The organism is Lederbergia graminis, assembly GCF_042655485.1.
Taxonomy (GTDB): domain Bacteria; phylum Bacillota; class Bacilli; order Bacillales; family Bacillaceae_C; genus Lederbergia; species Lederbergia graminis.
On record NZ_JBHSMC010000001.1, the window covers coordinates 291,508 to 309,465 of the forward strand.

Sequence of the window (17,958 nt, forward strand, 5' to 3'; positions counted from 1 at the left end):
AGGAAAGCTGTGATTAAAGGAAATTTTCCGTTTATGCTGGAGAATTCATTTGTATTTAAAACTTGTTAATTGCTTGACTTTTCTTGCATTTTTCGGCATAATATGAGAAAAGATGGAACGGTGAAAAAGGACTAGTATGCGACCCCTTTATATGTAAGAGAGCGGAATTTATTAGCTGTGAGATTCCGTCATATGAAGCGCAGAACCTGCCTTTTGAGTCCTATGCAAAACATAGGCGCATAACCTAGCGTTATAGGATAAGTGGGATGTATTTATTACATTCAATTAAGGTGGTACCGCGGGAGATAAGCTCTTTCGTCCTGATTTGTAGGATGATTGGGCTTTTTTTGCATTTCTATCACTTTAATCCACGTGTAAGATATCATGAATTAAGTATTACTAACAATATTGTAGGAGATAGTCAGATGAAAAAACAACGAATTGTCGTGAAAATTGGTAGCAGTTCATTAACGAATGATAAGGGTGAGATTGATCAAGAAAAACTAAATGATCACGTTCATGCGGTTGCTGCGTTGCGGAAAGATCGGCATGAAGTTATTTTAGTTTCATCTGGTGCAGTTGCAGCTGGTTTTTCTCGACTAGGTTATCCGTCTCGACCAGTTACAATCAAAGGTCGTCAAGCTGCTGCAGCTGTGGGACAAAGTCTTTTAATTGAATCCTATATTGAGAAGTTTAGTGAATTTAATATTATACCTGCTCAAATATTACTGACAAGAACAGATTTTTCTAATCGTGAACGCTATCGAAATGCGTTTGCTACCATATCAGAATTACTTGACCGCGGAATTTTGCCAATTATCAATGAAAACGATACTGTCTCAGTCGAGGAATTAACATTTGGGGATAATGACATGCTCTCGGCATTAGTAAGTGGATTCATACATGCTGATCAATTAATCATTTTGACAGATGTAAATGGTTTGTATGATTCTAATCCTCGTATCAACCCTGATGCAAGAAAACTAGATTATCTAGAACAAATAACAGACGAGATGCTTGCGGGGACTGATAGCGGTGGTTCAAAAGTTGGTACTGGAGGAATGAAGTCCAAGTTACTAGCAGCTAAAACAGCAAATGAATTAGGTGTACCTGTCTTTATTGGCTATGGAAAAGGACCTGATAAGTTACAAGAAATCTTAAAGGGTCGTGGAGATGGGACATACATATCTAATTCGAGACTAAGTTCAATTAACACAACTAGACAATGGATTGCTCTTCATTCTGAAGCAACAGGTAAAATTTATGTAGATAAAGGAGCGGAAGAAGCAATCCTTTATAACGGAAAAAGTTTATTACCCGCAGGTGTGTTTAAAATCCAAGGAACATTTGATAAAGGCGATGTAGTAGAGGTAATTGGAGTAAGTGGTTTACTTGGTAAAGGTGAAGTGCGTTATTCATCTGAACAATTAAAACAGGAAATAGCGAAACGTGCGGATGAAAGAAAAACAGAGGCTTTCGTACCAGCAATAGAAGTGATTCATCGTGATAAATGGGTACAAGTGAAAATCTAGGAGGGGAAGAAAATGAGTGAAGTGTTGAAAAAAGGAGCATTAGCAAAAGAAGCCAGCTACGAATTAGTTGGTATTTCTACTGAAGAAAAAAATAACGCATTAGCATTGATTGCAGAGCAGTTAATAGTGAATCAAGAGACAATTCTTTCGGAAAATGCAAAGGATTTGGAACAAGGTCGAGAAAAAGGAATTTCAGAAGCAATACTTGATCGAATTATGCTTAACGAAAAAAGAATTCAAGATATGGCACATGCGATATCACTTTTAATTGAATTACAAGATCCGATAGGTGAATCATTAGAAACGATTGAAAAAGAAAATGGGCTATTAATTCAAAGGAAACGTGTGCCAATTGGTGTGATAGGGATGATTTATGAAGCAAGACCAAATGTGACAGTAGATGCAGCTACTCTTGCTCTTAAAACAGGAAATGCAGTAATTTTAAGAGGTAGTTCATCTGCGAGATATTCTAACATCGCACTAATTCATACGATTCATCGCGCTCTTCAAAAAAGCGCAGTCCCTGTACAGTCTATCCAATTAATTGAGGATACGAGTAGAGAAACAGCAAGAGAATTTTTCCACTTAAATCAATATTTAGATGTACTAATCCCACGTGGTGGAAAAAATTTAATTGAAACAGTTATTCGTGAGGCGACAGTTCCAGTAATTGAGACTGGTGCAGGAAATTGTCACGTTTATATTGATGAGTTTGCTAATAAAGAAATGGCTGAAAAGGTAACGTTAAACGCAAAATTACAGCGTCCATCCGTGTGTAACGCAATTGAATCGCTACTTGTTCATGACAAATGGTTTGCAGAAAATGGCAGAGAACTACTAAGCAAATTACATGAACAAGGTGTAGAGATCATTGGTGATGATGACGTAGTAAAAGCTTTTTCAGCTGCAACTATTGCTTCTGAAGAAGATTGGGGAACTGAATACCTTGCATTAACAGTAAGTGTTAAATTAGTGAGTGATGTAGAAGAAGCTATTAACCACATCAATAAATACGGCACGAAGCATTCCGAAGCAATTATTACAGATGATGATAAAAATGCTGCTATATTCCTAAATCGCGTAGATGCAGCAGCGGTATATCATAATGCGTCGACTAGATTTACGGACGGGTTTGAATTTGGATATGGAGCAGAAATCGGTATTAGTACGCAAAAATTACATGCACGTGGGCCAATGGGTCTTCATGCACTAACATCTAGTAAATTTTTTATTTCGGGAAATGGACAAATACGTTTATAATAAGAAAGAAGACGTAAAAGGAGATGGCATCGGTGAAAGAATACCAAATAGACGTACAATTAAGTAGTAATTTAAAAGAAAAGCCTGCATTTGATCAATTATCCTTTGGAACTGTATTTACGGATCATATGTTCATCATGGATTATACAGAGGGAATGGGGTGGCATGACGCGAGAATAGTTCCGTATCAACCAATTTCTTTAGATCCTTCTGCGATCATATTCCATTATGGACAGACAGTATTTGAAGGTTTAAAAGCCTATAATACAAAGGACAATGAAATATTACTTTTTAGACCAGATGAGAACATGAAACGTCTAAATCGTTCCAATAAACGATTAGTTATTCCAGAAATTGATGAAGATTTTGCTTTGTACGCATTGAAAAAACTGATTGCCGTTGATAAAGATTGGGTTCCAAGCGTAGAAGGAACATCCTTATATGTTCGTCCATTTATTTTTGCGACAGAGCCATATTTAGGTGTAAGACCTTCTGCTCAATATTCATTTGTAATAATTTTGTCTCCAGTAGGTGCTTATTACAAAGAAGGTATCAACCCAGTAAAGATTGCGGTTGAAGGTGATTTTGTTCGTGCTGTTAAAGGTGGTACAGGAAATGCAAAAACAGCAGGAAACTATGCTGCATCTTTAAAAGCACAACATGATGCTGAAAAACAAGGGTACTCACAAGTACTTTGGTTAGACGGTCGTGAAAATAAATATATTGAAGAAGTAGGCAGTATGAATGTTTTCTTCAAAATTGATGGTGAAGTAGTTACACCAGAATTAAATGGTAGTATTTTAGAAGGTATTACGAGAAAATCAGTGATTGAATTATTGCAATATTGGAATATTCCGGTAGTAGAGCGGAAAATATCGATTGAAGAATTATTTGCAGCTCACCATGAAGGCAAATTAGAAGAAGCATTCGGAACTGGAACAGCAGCAGTAATCTCCCCAATTGGAGAATTATCGTGGAATGGGGAAAAGATAACAGTAAACAATCTAGAGACAGGTCCATTAGCGAAAAAAATCTACGACTCATTAACGGGAATTCAAACAGGTGTTGCAGAAGATCCATTTGGATGGCGAGTAGTTGTAGAAACAGAATAAATGAATTTGGTAACTAGTAGTCTGTGATACTCATAGATGCTAGTTACTTTTTTTATGTTAATTATTTGAATTAAGTGGGTAATAATATGTAGAAATAAAAAAGGAGGTGCTTGTATGGGAATACAATTTCCGATCTATATTGACAGTGAATATGATTTGTTACAAAAAGTAGTTCTTTGCGAACCAACATATATGGAAATTCGTGATGTAATTAATGCAACACAAAGAAAATATTTAAAAGAAAATATTGATCAAGAATTAGCAATGACACAACATAGGGAATTTACAAAAAAGCTTACGGAACACGGAGTCGAGGTTATATTATTACCAGCAAGTGAAACATATCCTGAACAAGTATTTACTAGAGATATTGGTTTCACTGTAGGTAACAAGCTTTTTATTGCAGAAATGGCGAAGGAAATTAGGAAAGGGGAAGAAAATGTTTTAAAGAAAAAATTAGATAACAAAGGAATCTCATTTGTTGATTTAGTTAATGGCAGAATTGAAGGAGGAGATGTACTCGTTGATCATAAAACGATTTATGTAGGATTATCCAACCGTACAAATGAACATGCTGTTAAGCAACTACAGCAAAATATTCCAGATTATGATATTGTCACAATCCCTATTGATGAAAAATACTTACACCTTGATTGTGTTTTCAATATACTCTCTCCTAAGGAAGCTCTTATTTATCCTGAGGCATTACATAATGAAACTGTCACATACCTTGCAAGCAAATATGAGCTTATTGAAGTTACAGAAGAAGAACAGTTTGCACTCGCGACAAATGTTTTTTCAATTGGATGTAAACAAGTATTTAGTATGCCAATTAACAGTAGAGTGAATGAGCAACTTCGGGAAAGAGGATATAAAGTAATAGAAGTAGACTTTTCGGAAATTATTAAATCTGGAGGATCCTTCCGTTGCTGTACTTTACCATTACTTAGAAAACAAGTGTAATCATGACATTTATCATGTTTTATACATGACATCTATGTCTTTTACTAACAACCTCCTTTACTTACAATGAGAACAATAATGTTATACAGTGAAAGGGGACTACCTTCATGTCTAAATTGAGAAATCTAAAAAAAGAAATTTCCCATTATGAACATTCAAATACGAAAAGTAGTGTTATGCAAATGTTAAATACATTCATCCCATTCATCGTTTTGTGGTTCTTAGCTTATAAAAGCCTTTCGATTTCATATTTTTTAACTCTGGCTATCTGTATAGTAGCTGCAGGGTTTTTAGTAAGGATTTTTATTATTTTTCATGATTGCTGCCATGGATCATTCTTTAAAAAGAGGAAATCGAATATGATTCTCGGTACTATTGCCGGAATCTTAACGTTTTGTCCTTTCGAACAATGGAAACGCAGTCATGCAATTCACCATGCAACGAGTAGTAATCTGAATAAACGAGGTACAGGAGACGTTTGGGTAATGACCGTAAAGGAATATTTGGCCGCATCCAAATTGCAGAAAATCGGATATCGTTTATACCGAAATCCGTTTGTGATGTTTGTTCTCGGTCCAATTTATATTTTCTTAGTCTCATATCGGTTTAATGTAAAAAACGCAAGACGTAGGGAAAAAATTAATACGTATATCACTAATATTTCTATAGTAGTATTAATCATCATTTTTTGTGTAACTTTAGGCTGGCAAGATTTTCTCCTCGTTCAAGGCCCAATATTCTTTTTGGCGGGATCGTTAGGAATTTGGTTATTTTATGTACAACATCAATTCGAGGATTCTTATTTTGAAAATCAAGAAAACTGGGATTTTGTAAAAGCCGCAATTGATGGAAGCTCATATTATAAACTGCCAAAAGTGTTACAATGGTTAACAGGCAATATTGGTTTCCACCATATCCATCATTTGAGTCCAAGAATACCTAATTATTATTTAGAAGAAGTCCATAACAAAAATGAAGCATTACAGGAAGCAACAACAATTACATTAAAAACTAGTCTTAAATCCCTTCATTTCCGACTTTGGGATGAAGAGAATAAAAAGTTTATAGGCTTTAAGGATATAAAAAATGTAATGGAAAAGGTTAGCAAGGATAATGAACGGAAATTGAGTACAAATGTATCTACTGTGAAAAATCCATAACAATTGCGATGCTCCTTTGTGTTATGATACAAGGGAGCAACTTTTTTTATAGGGGTTATGTATGAAGAAAATATTATCTAAACTTAAAAGTTCTGGAATAACACCGTATATTTGGGCAATCTTAGCAATTTTACCTTTTTATTTTATATTTCAATCTTCTTCTACGCTCGAAGTGTTCGTAGGAATATTGTTAACAGTAGTCTTTTTCATTACATTACAAATGGCGTTTATTTCGAAAAGATGGCCAGTTTACTTGTGGACGATTATATTAATATGTATTTCAATGACAATGTCACTTTTATTCCAATATATTTATTTAGCATTTTTCATTGCGTATTATAATGGGAATATAAGAAATCGTATTGCATTTTTCACATTATATATCATTCATTTATCCGTAACTGCAGCAGCGGTAAGTGTAATTGTCATTTTCGATTATGAAATATTTTTTCAACATTTGCCATTTATTATTATTACTTGCATAAGTGTAGTACTAATGCCAGTTAATATTTATAATCGAAAAAAACAAGAAAAATTAGAACAGCAATTGGAGACTGCCAATAATAAAATTGCAGAATTAGTAAAACAAGAGGAACGTCAACGTATCGCACGTGATTTGCACGATACATTAGGGCAAAAATTATCCCTAATTGGGTTGAAGAGTGACTTAGCTAGGCGAGTCATGTACAAAAACCCAGAGCAAGCACGTAATGAATTAAAAGATGTGCAGCAAACAGCTCGTACTGCGTTAAATGAAGTTAGAACGCTTGTGTCACAAATGAGAGGGATTAGGCTTAAAGAGGAGCTCGTAAGTGTGCAAGAAATTTTACAGGTAGCGCAAGTGGAGTTAATCATTGTTTACGATAAAAAGTTAGAAAATGTTTCTTTGTTTCTTGAAAACATTATGAGCATGTGTATGAAAGAAGCTGTAAATAATGTGGTCAAACACAGTCAGGCAAAAACATGTTGGATTAAAATTGAACAAACTCCAAAAGATATTACGATTATTGTGAAGGATGACGGCATTGGCATCGATGCAAAACATGCTCTAGGTAAAGGGAATGGATTAGTTGGTATTAGAGAGAGACTAGAATTTGTGAATGGGACATTAGAAATTGATTCACACGTAGGAACTACGATTACGATGAAGATTCCAACCATCGTAACGTAAAAAGTGAGGGGAAGAGAAAATGATACGAATTGTCATAGCAGAAGATCAACGTATGATGCTAGGGGCATTAGGTTCATTACTTAATTTAGAAGAAGATATGGAAGTAGTTGGAATGGCAAACAACGGAGTGGATGCAATAAAGTTGGTAAAGCAATTTAAACCAGATATTTGTGTAATGGATATCGAAATGCCAGAAAAAACTGGACTTGAAGCTGCCGAAGAAATTCGTGATCTAGGATGTAAGGTTATTATCTTAACGACATTCGCCAGGTCAGGATATTTTCAACAAGCAATTAAAGCTGGTGTAAAGGGCTATTTACTGAAGGACAGTCCAAGTGAAGAACTTGCAGATTCCATTCGCAGTGTGATGGCAGGAAGAAAAATTTATGCACCTGAGTTAATGGATGATATATATAGTGAAGAAAACCCGCTTACCGTTAGGGAAAAAGCTGTATTAGAGCTAGTTGCAGATGGGAAAAACACGAAAGAAATTGCTGATAAATTAAGTATTAAAACAGGAACTGTTCGCAATTATATTTCACAGATTCTCGATAAATTGGAAGTTTCGAATCGTATTGAAGCAATAACTCAGTCACGTAAAAAGGGCTGGTTTAAGTGAGGGCTTGTCGATATTTGTCTAAAGAAAATGCGGATAAAAGAACAAAAGGAACGTGTGTTCTTGTTCGGGGGATGTTATAATGATAAGACAATAGTGAAGATTTCTGAATAGGCGGTCGGTACTCACCCCATTTCTCTTCGGAGGGAGGTGATGCCGTATGACAGTGTATGAAGGACTAACAGTCATGATTGGGTTTGCTGGACTTGTTGTTGCGATACTGTCATTCAATAAAAAAGACTAAAGCCGCTTATTTGGAGTTTGGACGACTCAGGCGGTTTTAGTCCGTTTTGATGTGCCGACCCCTTTAAGGGAATCTGCTATTGTATTGCTGTTTCGATGTTCGAGCATCGGAGCAGCTTTTTTTAATGTATGATTTATTTAGTGCTATTATACCACAAAATCTGCAAATGGAAACATAAAGAACACAAAACTACAAAAATGGGCAACGAACTAGCAGTGTTTGAATATGTTAACTACTAAATGCAATTAAAATGTAATAATATTGAATAGATCTAATGCTGACAACGTTATGGAGAATTCACTAGATAGTATCAGCATTGCTTTTCAATGATAGTTATTTTACTATCAATATATACTTAACTAAATTAATGAATATGAGGAAGAATATAATGATTGACAACATAAAGATTTTTAATGACTTACAAAAATTAATTCCAAATGTAGAAATATTGGCAAATGAGCCATTATCAAAACACACATTTATTAAAACAGGTGGAATATGTGATCTCTTTATAAAACCTACAAAAATGGAGAATCTCCAAATAATTGTGACATATGCCCATGAAAATAAAATTCCGCTTACAGTTTTAGGAAAAGGAACAAACGTAATTATCCGTGACTCTGGGATTCGAGGAATAGTTGTTAGCCTAGAGCTCTTAAATGAGTTAACAGTCGAGGGGAATATAATAACTGTAGGAAGTGGAGCTAATATCATAGATGTATCACGTGTGGCTTTAGATAATCATTTATCGGGACTAGAATTTGCATGTGGAATACCAGGTACAGTAGGTGGTGCGTTAATCATGAATGCAGGTGCCTATGGAGGAGAAATATCAGAAGTACTAACAAGTGCAAAGGTGATTACACAGAGCGGAGAATTTAAAACGTTTGTGGAAGGTGAATTCGATTTTAGTTATCGCAACAGTATTTTTGCAAAAGAAAATTTAATTATTGTGGAAGCTGTTTTTACATTGAAGAATGGTGACTATGAAGTAATTAAGGCAAAAATGGACGAAAATACATTTTTAAGAGAATCGAAACAACCATTAGAATATCCTTCTTGTGGAAGTGTGTTTAAACGCCCTCCTGGTTACTTCGCTGGCAAACTAATTCAAGATAGCAACTTGCAAGGTACAAGAATCGGGGGAGCGGAAGTATCCAAAAAACACGCTGGCTTCATTGTCAATGTCGACAACGCAACCTCTAGCGACTATATCCAACTAATCCGCCACGTCCAAGCAACTGTAAAAGAAAAGTTCGGTGTTGATTTGGAGACAGAAGTGAAGATAATAGGGGAAGAGTGAGTAGAAATATAGTTTCATTCGATTATTGTGAATGCTGACATAGTGGTTGTATAAGAAATTAGGAATCAGAGGGGAATCTGATTCCAATGTAGCTTGTATTTTCGAGCAAAGGTAATTAGAATGCAAAATTCGATATCTGCTTATGAACTAAAACATTTGAAGAACTATTTTTCTAAGGTTAATCACGAAGTAGGATGTCTTTACAACATAAAGAGCTTGGAAACCTCGTCTCCAAGCTCACACCTTAATGTAAATTCCCATCCACATACTTCCCATGTTCCGGAATTGCAATTTTATCAAATTCACTCGCTAATCTAGCTAGGCTCTCCGATAATAAATCGCCTTTCATAGGAAGACCATGTCCAGTAACTGCGACAATTGGCTTCAGTGCTTCAAGTTTTTTGACAGATTCCCAAGCTGCGTTCCAATCTGGTGTTAAGTATCTAGGCGGTCCACTTATTTCTTGTTCTTGCATGATTACTTTCGCAAGGTATTCCTGTTTGACAGTAATAAATGCGTCTCCAGCTATTAATGCACGATCTCTTTCGCGGAAAAAGGAGACATGCCCTGGTGTATGCCCAGGTGTATGTATCCAATGGAATTCAGGTAAGAAGGGGACTGATCCATCTGCAGGTAAAACTTCCACTTTATTACCTAAGTTAATCGCTTCATTTGGAAAATAGGCAGACATTTTGGAAACCATTCCGCCTTCCACAGTCGGATCAGGGTCTGGATAATTCATTTTTCCTGTAAGAAAAGGGATTTCCAATTCATGAGCGTAGACAGGAATATCGCCCCAAGTCTCTAATAACTCTATAATTGCTCCAACATGGTCAAAGTGCCCATGTGTTAACAAAATTGCTTGTGGTTTTTTGTTGGCACCAAAGCGTTTTTCAATCGTACTAATTATTTCGTCTGCAGACAATGGCATTCCTGCATCCACTAAAACAAAATGATCGGAATTTGGCTTTCCAATGAGTACTATATTCACAATTTGAATGGTATGAAAATATAAATCAGATAATACATCTAGCCCAACTCCACTACTTAAAGACGTAGCAGGTATAAATTTATAATCTTTACCATAGGACATCTCTTTATCCATCGAAAAGTCACCTCTGTTTTCCTATAAACTATAGATAGCTTTTCGCGGAGCGAGTCTTTTATGCACGTAACTTTATTTTATTGCTAATCTCAAACGGTAACTGAATAAAATATCTAGTGTTTGTCCTGCAAAAGTATCCTCGACTTGTTCCCGGAACTTTTCTACGGCTTCCAATAAATCATCGGCACCTAACTTAATAGCAGTTTGTAATGCACCTTGGCTTAACGCAATATTTGTATAGCGAGTTGCATCACATGGATCCCAATGGTGGAAAACAATTTCTTTAGAAAAACGGAATAATCCAGAATTCTGAATCTCAGCTAAATGTTTTTCTTTATCCCATTTATGTGCTTGCTGTTCGCTTGAAGATAGTTGTGCAACACGGTTGTCAGACAGTTTAATTAATTGTTTATATCTTTCCTCAATCTCCCAATTAAAAGCAGGTGGCCAATCACAATCATAGGCAGCAAATATACCACCTGTTCTTAAAACACGAGCAAACTCACGCAATGTAGATTGTGGCTCCATCCAATGGAATGATTGTGAACATGTAATGATATCAACAGAATCATTTGCTACACCTAGGTCATGAGAAAATCCCTCAATAAACTGTATATTCTTAGGCTTTTGTTGTGCCTTCCAATTTTGTAATGCAACTTCACGCATATCATTACTAGGCTCTATACCAATAATATTTTCTGCTTTTTGTTGCCATAAAAAAGTGGATAGACCAGTCCCACAACCAACATCCAATACAGTCTTTGGCTTCTTTCCTAAATAAGTTGTTAGAATTCTTGTTACTTCCTCTGGTGCTTGTGGTCGATTTTGATCATAAAGTGCACCGAAACCAGTAAACCGCTCCACATTATTCGTCCGAATTTGCTCCTTCATCGTGCCAACTCCTCATCTACATTTCTTGTTTAAATTTATGTGGTTTTTTTACTCTCATGGAGGCAACGTCTCCGCATTCCGTACAAATTATTAGTTCAAGTGAGGTTCCACCACTAAAAAATTTCCCTTCTGGACGAACGTTTGTATATCCATCCATAATACCTTTACCAAAAGAATTACTGCCGCAAGATTTACAAACAAATTGGTTCATAAAATTCACCTCTATTAACTATAACGTTTTAACTGTAAAAAATGTTTCGAATTGTAGACGAGAAATATTAAGATTATGTAAATTTAGTATGAACATAGGAAGATTCATGCTACACTCGGATGTATACAATTTTCAAGGAGGATATATTACTGCATGGTTGGAAAAGAGAAAAAAATGTCAAGGTTCCAAGCGTTATTTGAAATCTTGGCGATATCTACACGACTTGGCTTTACTTCCTTTGGTGGCCCAGTTGCTCATTTAGGATATTTTCATGAAGAATATATTCGTCGTCGTAAGTGGATGGATGAAAAAAGTTATGCTGACTTAGTTGCATTATGTCAGTTCCTACCGGGACCAGCTAGTAGTCAAGTAGGGATAGGGATTGGTGTCATGCGTGCAGGAGTTTTAGGTGGAATTGTATCTTTTCTTGGTTTCACGATTCCTTCTGTCGTTGCACTTATTGCGTTTGCATTAATATTGCAAGGCTTTGACATTGGAGATGCTGGCTGGATACATGGGTTAAAAATAGTGGCTGTTGCGGTTGTTGCCCATGCGATTATGGGAATGGCTACAAAATTAGCCCCTGATCTTAAGAGGAAAGCAATTGCATTACTTGCATTAGTCGTTACACTCATTTGGCAAACAGCTTACACTCAAATTGGAGTCATATTAATTGCAGCATTGATCGGATATCTAATCTATAAAAATCAAAACAGTGAAGATTCTAATAAAATAAAATTTCCTGTTTCACGTAAGTTCGGTATTATTTGTTTAACATTATTCTTCGGTCTTTTAATTGTATTGCCTATTTTAAGAGAAGTAACTACTTTAGATTGGATTGCGATGTTTGATAGTTTTTATCGTTCCGGTTCACTCGTTTTCGGTGGTGGACATGTTGTTTTACCATTATTAGAACGTGAATTTGTCCCAACAGGATGGTTAAGTGAAGAGGCATTTCTAGCTGGTTATGGTGCGGCACAAGCAGTTCCAGGACCGCTATTTACATTTGCTGCCTACCTCGGTGCAGTGATGAATGGCTGGGCAGGTGGATTATTGGCTACTTTGGCGATTTTCTTACCAGCATTTCTATTAATTCTCGGAACACTTCCATTCTGGGATCAATTACGACGTAACCCAAAAGTAAAAGCTGCCCTAATGGGTGTGAATGCAGCAGTAGTTGGGATTTTAATAGCAGCATTCTATCAACCTATTTGGACTAGCTCAATTTTAGCACCACGAGACTTTGCTTTTGCAGCTGTACTTTTCAGTATGCTCGTATATTGGAAGCTACCACCTTGGATTATCGTTGTAACTGGTGCTGCAGGTGGTGCGTTATTATCATTCCTATAAAAATATTCTCCTTCTAAATTTATAGAAGGAGATTTTTTTATCCATATGTACCGTTTTTAGGCAAAAAACATACAAATAACTGTATGTATGGATAAAGGAGTGGGTAAGGTGCCTAATTATGTTTGGGGTGTGGATTCAGCTTCTAATGTGACAGCTGAGTTATTAGATTGTGTAACAACAAATTTTGGACGTCCTGTTTTTTGGGGTAGATATTTAACAAGAGTAGAGGGAGCATCAGAAGGTCTTTCTCCACAAGAGATTAACTTTCTTCGTGACAAAGGAATTAAGATTATGCCGATTTATAATGTCTTTACGAGTGCCACAGGCTATCAAAAGGGAAAAGAAGCCGCATATAATGCTGTTCATCATGCCAATAATTTAGGTTTTCCAAAAGGAACAGCAATATTTGCGAACGTAGAGCGTTTTTTTGAAGTGGATCACCATTGGATTAAAGGTTGGGTTGATGCTCTTTACACAAGTGGTTATAAAACCGGAATATACCATGATCCAGTTACTGGTGGATTCAATCAAGCATACTGTCAAGCAGCTCGCGAAAGTAATCGTGTAAAGGTGCAAACGATTCTCTGGAGTGCTGAACCTGAAACAGGTGCTACAAAAGCAACGAATGCTCCAGCGTTTAATCCCCAAAAACCAGATTGTGAAGGTAATGTTTGGTTGTGGCAATATGGAAGAGATGTAAAAGAATGCCCAATCGATACAAACTTGGCAGATGAGAGAGTATTGCAGATGATGTGGTGATTACATGTAACCCTTCCCATCCATGATCCGTCATATAGATGGGAAGGTTATATATTTTTATATTCAAAAGCAGACAATGTTTTGGAGGGATAAAATGAAAAAAAGTGCTATATTCATACTTCTTTCTGTGTTAATAATAGTTGGATGTCAAAAGCAAACTGAAAGTAGTGGAGATAATAAAAATAACACTAACGAAATAGTACATAATAATAAGTCAACTACAGAACTCATTTATAGTAGTAAATGGGATGGGAATCCCATCATTGTTACACAATCGAATGACAAAATCATAAATGAAATAAGCGAAAGGGAAGACATTGAAAAACTTATCCATTTATTAAAACAGGCAAATTGGCAAGAAAATGTTCAAATCGACATAAGGCCACCTGATTTAACTTTTGCTTGGAATTCCTATGAACATGGTGTTTGGATAAATAAAACGAACTTAGAGTTAATGATATTTGGGCAATCAAATTTTGGTTCATTATCCGAAGAGGACTCTACGATTGTATATCAATTATTAACAAATAAAAGTTTAGATGAGAAGAATGAAAGCTGAATAAGATAAATTGCATTTCATCCAATGATTCATTATAGTAATCTATAAAAAATGTAGGTGTACTTATGAGTTCACATTTATTTTTATTTGGAGGAGGCCCTCCTTTTACAAAGACAATGGCAAAGAAGTTTGTGCAACTAGCCTCCATGAAAGTTAAACCAGTTTCCATAATATTTGTAGAACGGGATGGGTGGGAGGAGTATATGCCAAGGTATACAGAAGCTTTGCAAAATGAAGGTGCGAACGATTTCCGATACATACCACTTCCATCAACACCAATGGATGAGGTAATACATAATATTAGGGAGAGTTCCGGGATTATTATCGGTGGTGGTAATACAAATATGTATGCTGATTATATTGTAGATACGGAAATTTCACATGCAATTAAAGAAAAGTATAAAACAGGTACACCAATAGCTGGGTTTTCAGCAGGGGCATTAATTAGTCCTAAGGAATGTGTTATTTCCCCACAAGATAATATTCTTCAAAAATTCCAGCATAGACCAGGTTTAGGGCTAGTAGAAAATATGGTCATTGCAGTACATTTTAGCGAGTGGAATGATGAGGAGCATTTAAGGAATATTGCAAGTGCATTTCCTTATTATCAACATTATGGTATTGATGAACAATCTTGTTTATATTGTCTAAATGGCATGCCAGTAGAAACGGATGGGAAGGGTGTGTATTCCATCATTCATAATCAAATTACAAAAACCGATAAAACCAGCTTATAAAGCTGTCTTATCGGTTTTTATACTAGTTAATTCCTTTGCTAATTTGGAGCGAACAAGTTTTTTTCGTTGCAAAAACTCTTTTATTTCAACGCTCGTTTGGTAAGAGAGGCGAATGTGATAGTAATTAATATGTTCTAAAACTGCAAAGCCGAAGATAAAAATATACCAATATATTTCTTCAGCACCGTTAATAATTAAATATCCTAAAATAATAATTCCAATGAAAATGAATAATGCATTTAATTTCTTGAAAAGGTTAAACAATTGCAAATAGGCACCAGGTAAGTTCGAAAAGTCATTATTTTTAACTTGTTTCCATTTCAAATACCAATAAAGAGTACCTTGTAATAAAATCAATTCTAATAAAATAAATGCCAAAAGAGATGGAATTGTTTTTACATATAGGGAAAACCAGTCAGATTGGGGTAAATAGAAGAACCACAAAAAGGCAAAGAGAATCGTCGCCACTAACTCTCCGCAAAACAAATTAAATAATTTTTTCTTCACTTTCTTATACATTAAATTCTCCTAAAATATTTAATTTTAAAGCTCTGTTAAACTCTGTTGTTGATTTTCGCTCCTGTACACTCGCTTTCCGCGGGCACGGCCTCAGCTAACTTGGCAAAGAAAAACCGCTTTGCCAAGTGGATCTTCGGCTCGTGCTGTTCCCGCTGGAGTCTCGTGTACATCCGATACAATCAACTAAGTTGTTAACAACAATGAAATTTAACAGAGCCATTTTTAAAAAAGTATACCATAAGAAATAGAAAAGACTATTATGTTAAGCGTTTCCAAAAGTTCGACAATTCAATTTTGGATTTTTTCTTGTTTTTATGACATCACATGCTATACTAAAAATACATTTTCATATATAAGTATTTTCATATATCCGCGAGAATATGGCTCGCAAGTCTCTACCGGTTTACCGTAAATAAACCGACTATGAAAACGGCTTGTTTAGATTACCCCAATTATTTGGTGTTTCTAAACACTTTTCGATCATTTCAGCTCGAAAAACGTTGTTTCTTTCATAGTAATGGAGAAACATGTTTTTCGGGCTTTTTTATTCTAATTTTGAAAGGGGCTCACCATGAATTTTTTAGAGCAAAAAATTGCAGCAGAAGGAAAAGTATTATCAGAATCCGTATTAAAAGTTGATTCTTTCTTAAATCACCAAGTAGACCCACAACTTATGCAAAAAATTGGTGAAGAATTTGCAAAGCTTTTTTCAGATGCAGGGATTACAAAAATAGTGACACTCGAGTCATCAGGAATAGCGCCAGCAGTAATGACAGGGTTGCGTCTAAATGTACCTGTTGTGTTTGCTAGAAAACGTAAATCACTAACGCTTGTAGATGGTTTATATTCAGCAGAAGTTCACTCCTTTACAAAAAGAGAAACGAACGAGATTTCCGTATCAAAAGATTATCTTACTAGTGATGATGTCGTATTAATTTTGGACGATTTTCTAGCAAATGGACAAGCAGTGCTAGGATTGATGGATATCGTAAATCAAGCAGGAGCAAAACTTGTAGGAGTCGGAATTGTCATAGAAAAAGGTTTCCAACAAGGTGGCCAACTTTTAAGAGAAAAAGGAATAAGGGTTGAGTCACTTGCAATTATCGATTCTTTAACAAATGGAGAAGTGACATTTAAAAGGGAGGCGACGCACGTATGAAAACAGCAGCATTAGGACTACAACATTTACTTGCCATGTATGCAGGTGCAATTTTAGTTCCGCTAATAGTAGGGGATGCGTTAGGCCTTACTTCTGAGCAACTTACATATTTAGTTGCCATTGATATATTAATGTGTGGGGTTGCTACAATATTACAAGTAGTAAGTAACCGATTCTTCGGAATTGGACTTCCAGTAGTTCTAGGTTGTACGTTTACTGCAGTAGCACCAATGATTACAATTGGTGGAGAATATGGAGTTTCTGCCATCTACGGATCGATTCTTGTTTCAGGTTTAATCGTAATACTGATTAGTGGAGTTTTTGGAAAATTAGTTCGCTTTTTCCCACCAGTTGTAACTGGAACGGTTGTAACAATTATTGGGATCACACTTATACCTGTAGCAATTAACAATATGGGTGGTGGACAAGGAGCAGCTGATTTTGGATCCATTTCAAATATCTCCCTAGCATTTGGTACGCTCTTATTTATCATTCTTATGTATCGTTTTACAAAGGGATTTATTCGATCCATCTCAATCCTTATCGGCTTAATTGGAGGAACAATCGTTGCTTCCTTCATGGGAAAAGTTCATTTTGATGCTGTATCAGAAGCAAGTTATTTTCATATGGTAGAGCCATTTTACTTTGGAACACCAACGTTTGAATGGTCTGCAATTTTAACAATGACGCTTGTAGCGATTGTTTCGCTCGTAGAATCAACTGGAGTATATTTCGCTTTAAGTGATATTACCGAAAAGAAAATTGCTGAAAAAGATATTTCGAAAGGATATCGTGCAGAAGGAATTGCGATAGTATTAGGTGGAATCTTCAATGCGTTCCCATATACGGCATTTTCACAAAATGTTGGTCTCATTCAAATGACTGGTGTGAAAAAACGTAAAGTTGTACTTGTGATGGCAATCATGCTAATTGCACTTGGCTTTATACCAAAAATCGCTGCGTTAACGACTATTATTCCAACATCCGTATTAGGTGGAGCAATGATTGCGATGTTTGGAATGGTTATTTCACAAGGTATCAAAATGTTAAGTAGTGTCATTGCAAATTCGCCGGAGAATTCCATGATTATTGCATGTTCAGTTGGTATGGGACTCGGAGTAACAGTAGTACCAGAAATCTTCGCACAATTACCAAACAGTGTGCAAATCTTAACTAGTAATGGAATTGTAGCTGGTAGTGTCACTGCAATTATCCTAAATATCGTATTTAATATGATTCCAAAACGTAAATCAGCACCAGTTTTGGTGAAAAAAGGCGCTTAGTTTCATTGTGAATTTTCGAAGGAT

Annotated in this window: 19 protein-coding genes, 1 riboswitch and 1 other annotated feature; of the genes, 15 read left to right on the top strand and 4 right to left on the bottom strand. The window is 35.8% G+C overall.

The features are described from left to right. The first annotated feature begins 111 nt into the window (after positions 1-111). Positions 112-326 (top strand) — a binding site (T-box leader). 99 nt (positions 327-425) lie between these two features. The 9 genes from proB to murB all read left to right on the top strand — a co-directional run bounded on the left by proB (position 426) and on the right by murB (position 9,361). Continuing rightward, the gene (proB, locus tag ACFPM4_RS01550; protein ID WP_382346885.1) at positions 426-1,532 is read left to right on the top strand and encodes a glutamate 5-kinase; all 1,107 of its coding nucleotides are present in this window, start codon (positions 426-428) and stop codon (positions 1,530-1,532) included. Positions 1,533-1,544: 12 nt separating this feature from the next. Further along, positions 1,545-2,792: a glutamate-5-semialdehyde dehydrogenase gene (locus ACFPM4_RS01555; RefSeq protein WP_382346889.1), complete on the top strand. Its 1,248-nt coding sequence runs from the start codon at positions 1,545-1,547 to the stop codon at positions 2,790-2,792. A 32-nt stretch (positions 2,793-2,824) separates the two neighbouring features. Then, positions 2,825-3,904: a branched-chain amino acid aminotransferase gene (locus ACFPM4_RS01560; protein ID WP_382346892.1), complete on the top strand. Its 1,080-nt coding sequence runs from the start codon at positions 2,825-2,827 to the stop codon at positions 3,902-3,904. A 114-nt stretch (positions 3,905-4,018) separates the two neighbouring features. Then, positions 4,019-4,867 (top strand): dimethylarginine dimethylaminohydrolase family protein, encoded by an 849-nt coding sequence (locus tag ACFPM4_RS01565; RefSeq protein WP_382346895.1) that lies wholly within the window; start codon positions 4,019-4,021, stop codon positions 4,865-4,867. Between the two features lie 107 nt (positions 4,868-4,974). Then, a complete protein-coding gene (desA, locus tag ACFPM4_RS01570; protein WP_382346898.1) occupies positions 4,975-6,027 on the top strand; it encodes a Delta(5) desaturase DesA in 1,053 nt (350 codons plus the stop codon). Between the two features lie 61 nt (positions 6,028-6,088). Continuing rightward, on the top strand, positions 6,089-7,198 hold the full coding sequence (locus ACFPM4_RS01575) for a sensor histidine kinase (protein WP_382346901.1): 1,110 nt from the start codon (positions 6,089-6,091) through the stop codon (positions 7,196-7,198). Positions 7,199-7,217: 19 nt separating this feature from the next. Next, entirely contained in the window at positions 7,218-7,817 is a 600-nt protein-coding gene (locus ACFPM4_RS01580) for a response regulator (protein ID WP_144926962.1), read from the top strand. A 157-nt stretch (positions 7,818-7,974) separates the two neighbouring features. Next, a complete protein-coding gene (locus ACFPM4_RS01585) occupies positions 7,975-8,058 on the top strand; it encodes a putative holin-like toxin (protein ID WP_222125535.1) in 84 nt (27 codons plus the stop codon). A 388-nt stretch (positions 8,059-8,446) separates the two neighbouring features. Next, positions 8,447-9,361 (top strand): UDP-N-acetylmuramate dehydrogenase, encoded by a 915-nt coding sequence (gene murB, locus ACFPM4_RS01590; protein ID WP_382346906.1) that lies wholly within the window; start codon positions 8,447-8,449, stop codon positions 9,359-9,361. Positions 9,362-9,605: 244 nt separating this feature from the next. Here murB and ACFPM4_RS01595 read toward each other — a convergent pair whose 3' ends face one another. The 3 genes from ACFPM4_RS01595 to ACFPM4_RS01605 all read right to left on the bottom strand — a co-directional run bounded on the left by ACFPM4_RS01595 (position 9,606) and on the right by ACFPM4_RS01605 (position 11,568). Continuing rightward, the gene (locus tag ACFPM4_RS01595) at positions 9,606-10,466 is read right to left on the bottom strand and encodes an MBL fold metallo-hydrolase (RefSeq protein ID WP_382346909.1); all 861 of its coding nucleotides are present in this window, start codon (positions 10,464-10,466) and stop codon (positions 9,606-9,608) included. Positions 10,467-10,538: 72 nt separating this feature from the next. Continuing rightward, a complete protein-coding gene (locus tag ACFPM4_RS01600; RefSeq protein ID WP_382346912.1) occupies positions 10,539-11,357 on the bottom strand; it encodes a class I SAM-dependent methyltransferase in 819 nt (272 codons plus the stop codon). Between the two features lie 16 nt (positions 11,358-11,373). Then, complete coding sequence (locus ACFPM4_RS01605; protein WP_382346915.1) at positions 11,374-11,568, bottom strand: hypothetical protein; 195 nt, start codon at positions 11,566-11,568, stop codon at positions 11,374-11,376. Positions 11,569-11,721: 153 nt separating this feature from the next. Between ACFPM4_RS01605 and ACFPM4_RS01610 the strand changes: the two genes are divergently transcribed. From ACFPM4_RS01610 to ACFPM4_RS01625, 4 genes are all read left to right on the top strand, one after another. Continuing rightward, positions 11,722-12,918: a chromate transporter gene (locus tag ACFPM4_RS01610; protein ID WP_382346918.1), complete on the top strand. Its 1,197-nt coding sequence runs from the start codon at positions 11,722-11,724 to the stop codon at positions 12,916-12,918. A gap of 108 nt (positions 12,919-13,026) precedes the next feature. Beyond that, positions 13,027-13,677, top strand: a complete 651-nt coding sequence (locus ACFPM4_RS01615) for a glycoside hydrolase domain-containing protein (RefSeq protein WP_382346921.1) — start codon at positions 13,027-13,029, stop codon at positions 13,675-13,677. Positions 13,678-13,771: 94 nt separating this feature from the next. Further along, entirely contained in the window at positions 13,772-14,236 is a 465-nt protein-coding gene (locus tag ACFPM4_RS01620) for a hypothetical protein (RefSeq protein WP_382346924.1), read from the top strand. Between the two features lie 116 nt (positions 14,237-14,352). Next, the gene (locus tag ACFPM4_RS01625) at positions 14,353-14,973 is read left to right on the top strand and encodes a Type 1 glutamine amidotransferase-like domain-containing protein (protein ID WP_382346927.1); all 621 of its coding nucleotides are present in this window, start codon (positions 14,353-14,355) and stop codon (positions 14,971-14,973) included. Here the strand turns inward: ACFPM4_RS01625 and ACFPM4_RS01630 are convergent. After that, positions 14,968-15,492 (bottom strand): hypothetical protein, encoded by a 525-nt coding sequence (locus tag ACFPM4_RS01630; RefSeq protein WP_382346930.1) that lies wholly within the window; start codon positions 15,490-15,492, stop codon positions 14,968-14,970. The two genes, ACFPM4_RS01625 and ACFPM4_RS01630, sit on opposite strands and share 6 nt — an antisense overlap. 342 nt (positions 15,493-15,834) lie before the next feature. After that, positions 15,835-15,936: riboswitch (purine riboswitch) on the top strand. Positions 15,937-16,063: 127 nt separating this feature from the next. On the opposite strand from ACFPM4_RS01630, the gene ACFPM4_RS01635 reads away from it, so the two are divergent. Further along, positions 16,064-16,651 (top strand): xanthine phosphoribosyltransferase, encoded by a 588-nt coding sequence (locus tag ACFPM4_RS01635; protein WP_382346933.1) that lies wholly within the window; start codon positions 16,064-16,066, stop codon positions 16,649-16,651. Then, the gene (locus tag ACFPM4_RS01640; RefSeq protein ID WP_382346936.1) at positions 16,648-17,934 is read left to right on the top strand and encodes a nucleobase:cation symporter-2 family protein; all 1,287 of its coding nucleotides are present in this window, start codon (positions 16,648-16,650) and stop codon (positions 17,932-17,934) included. The genes ACFPM4_RS01635 and ACFPM4_RS01640 overlap by 4 nt, the downstream gene beginning before the upstream one ends. Positions 17,935-17,958: the final 24 nt, after the last annotated feature.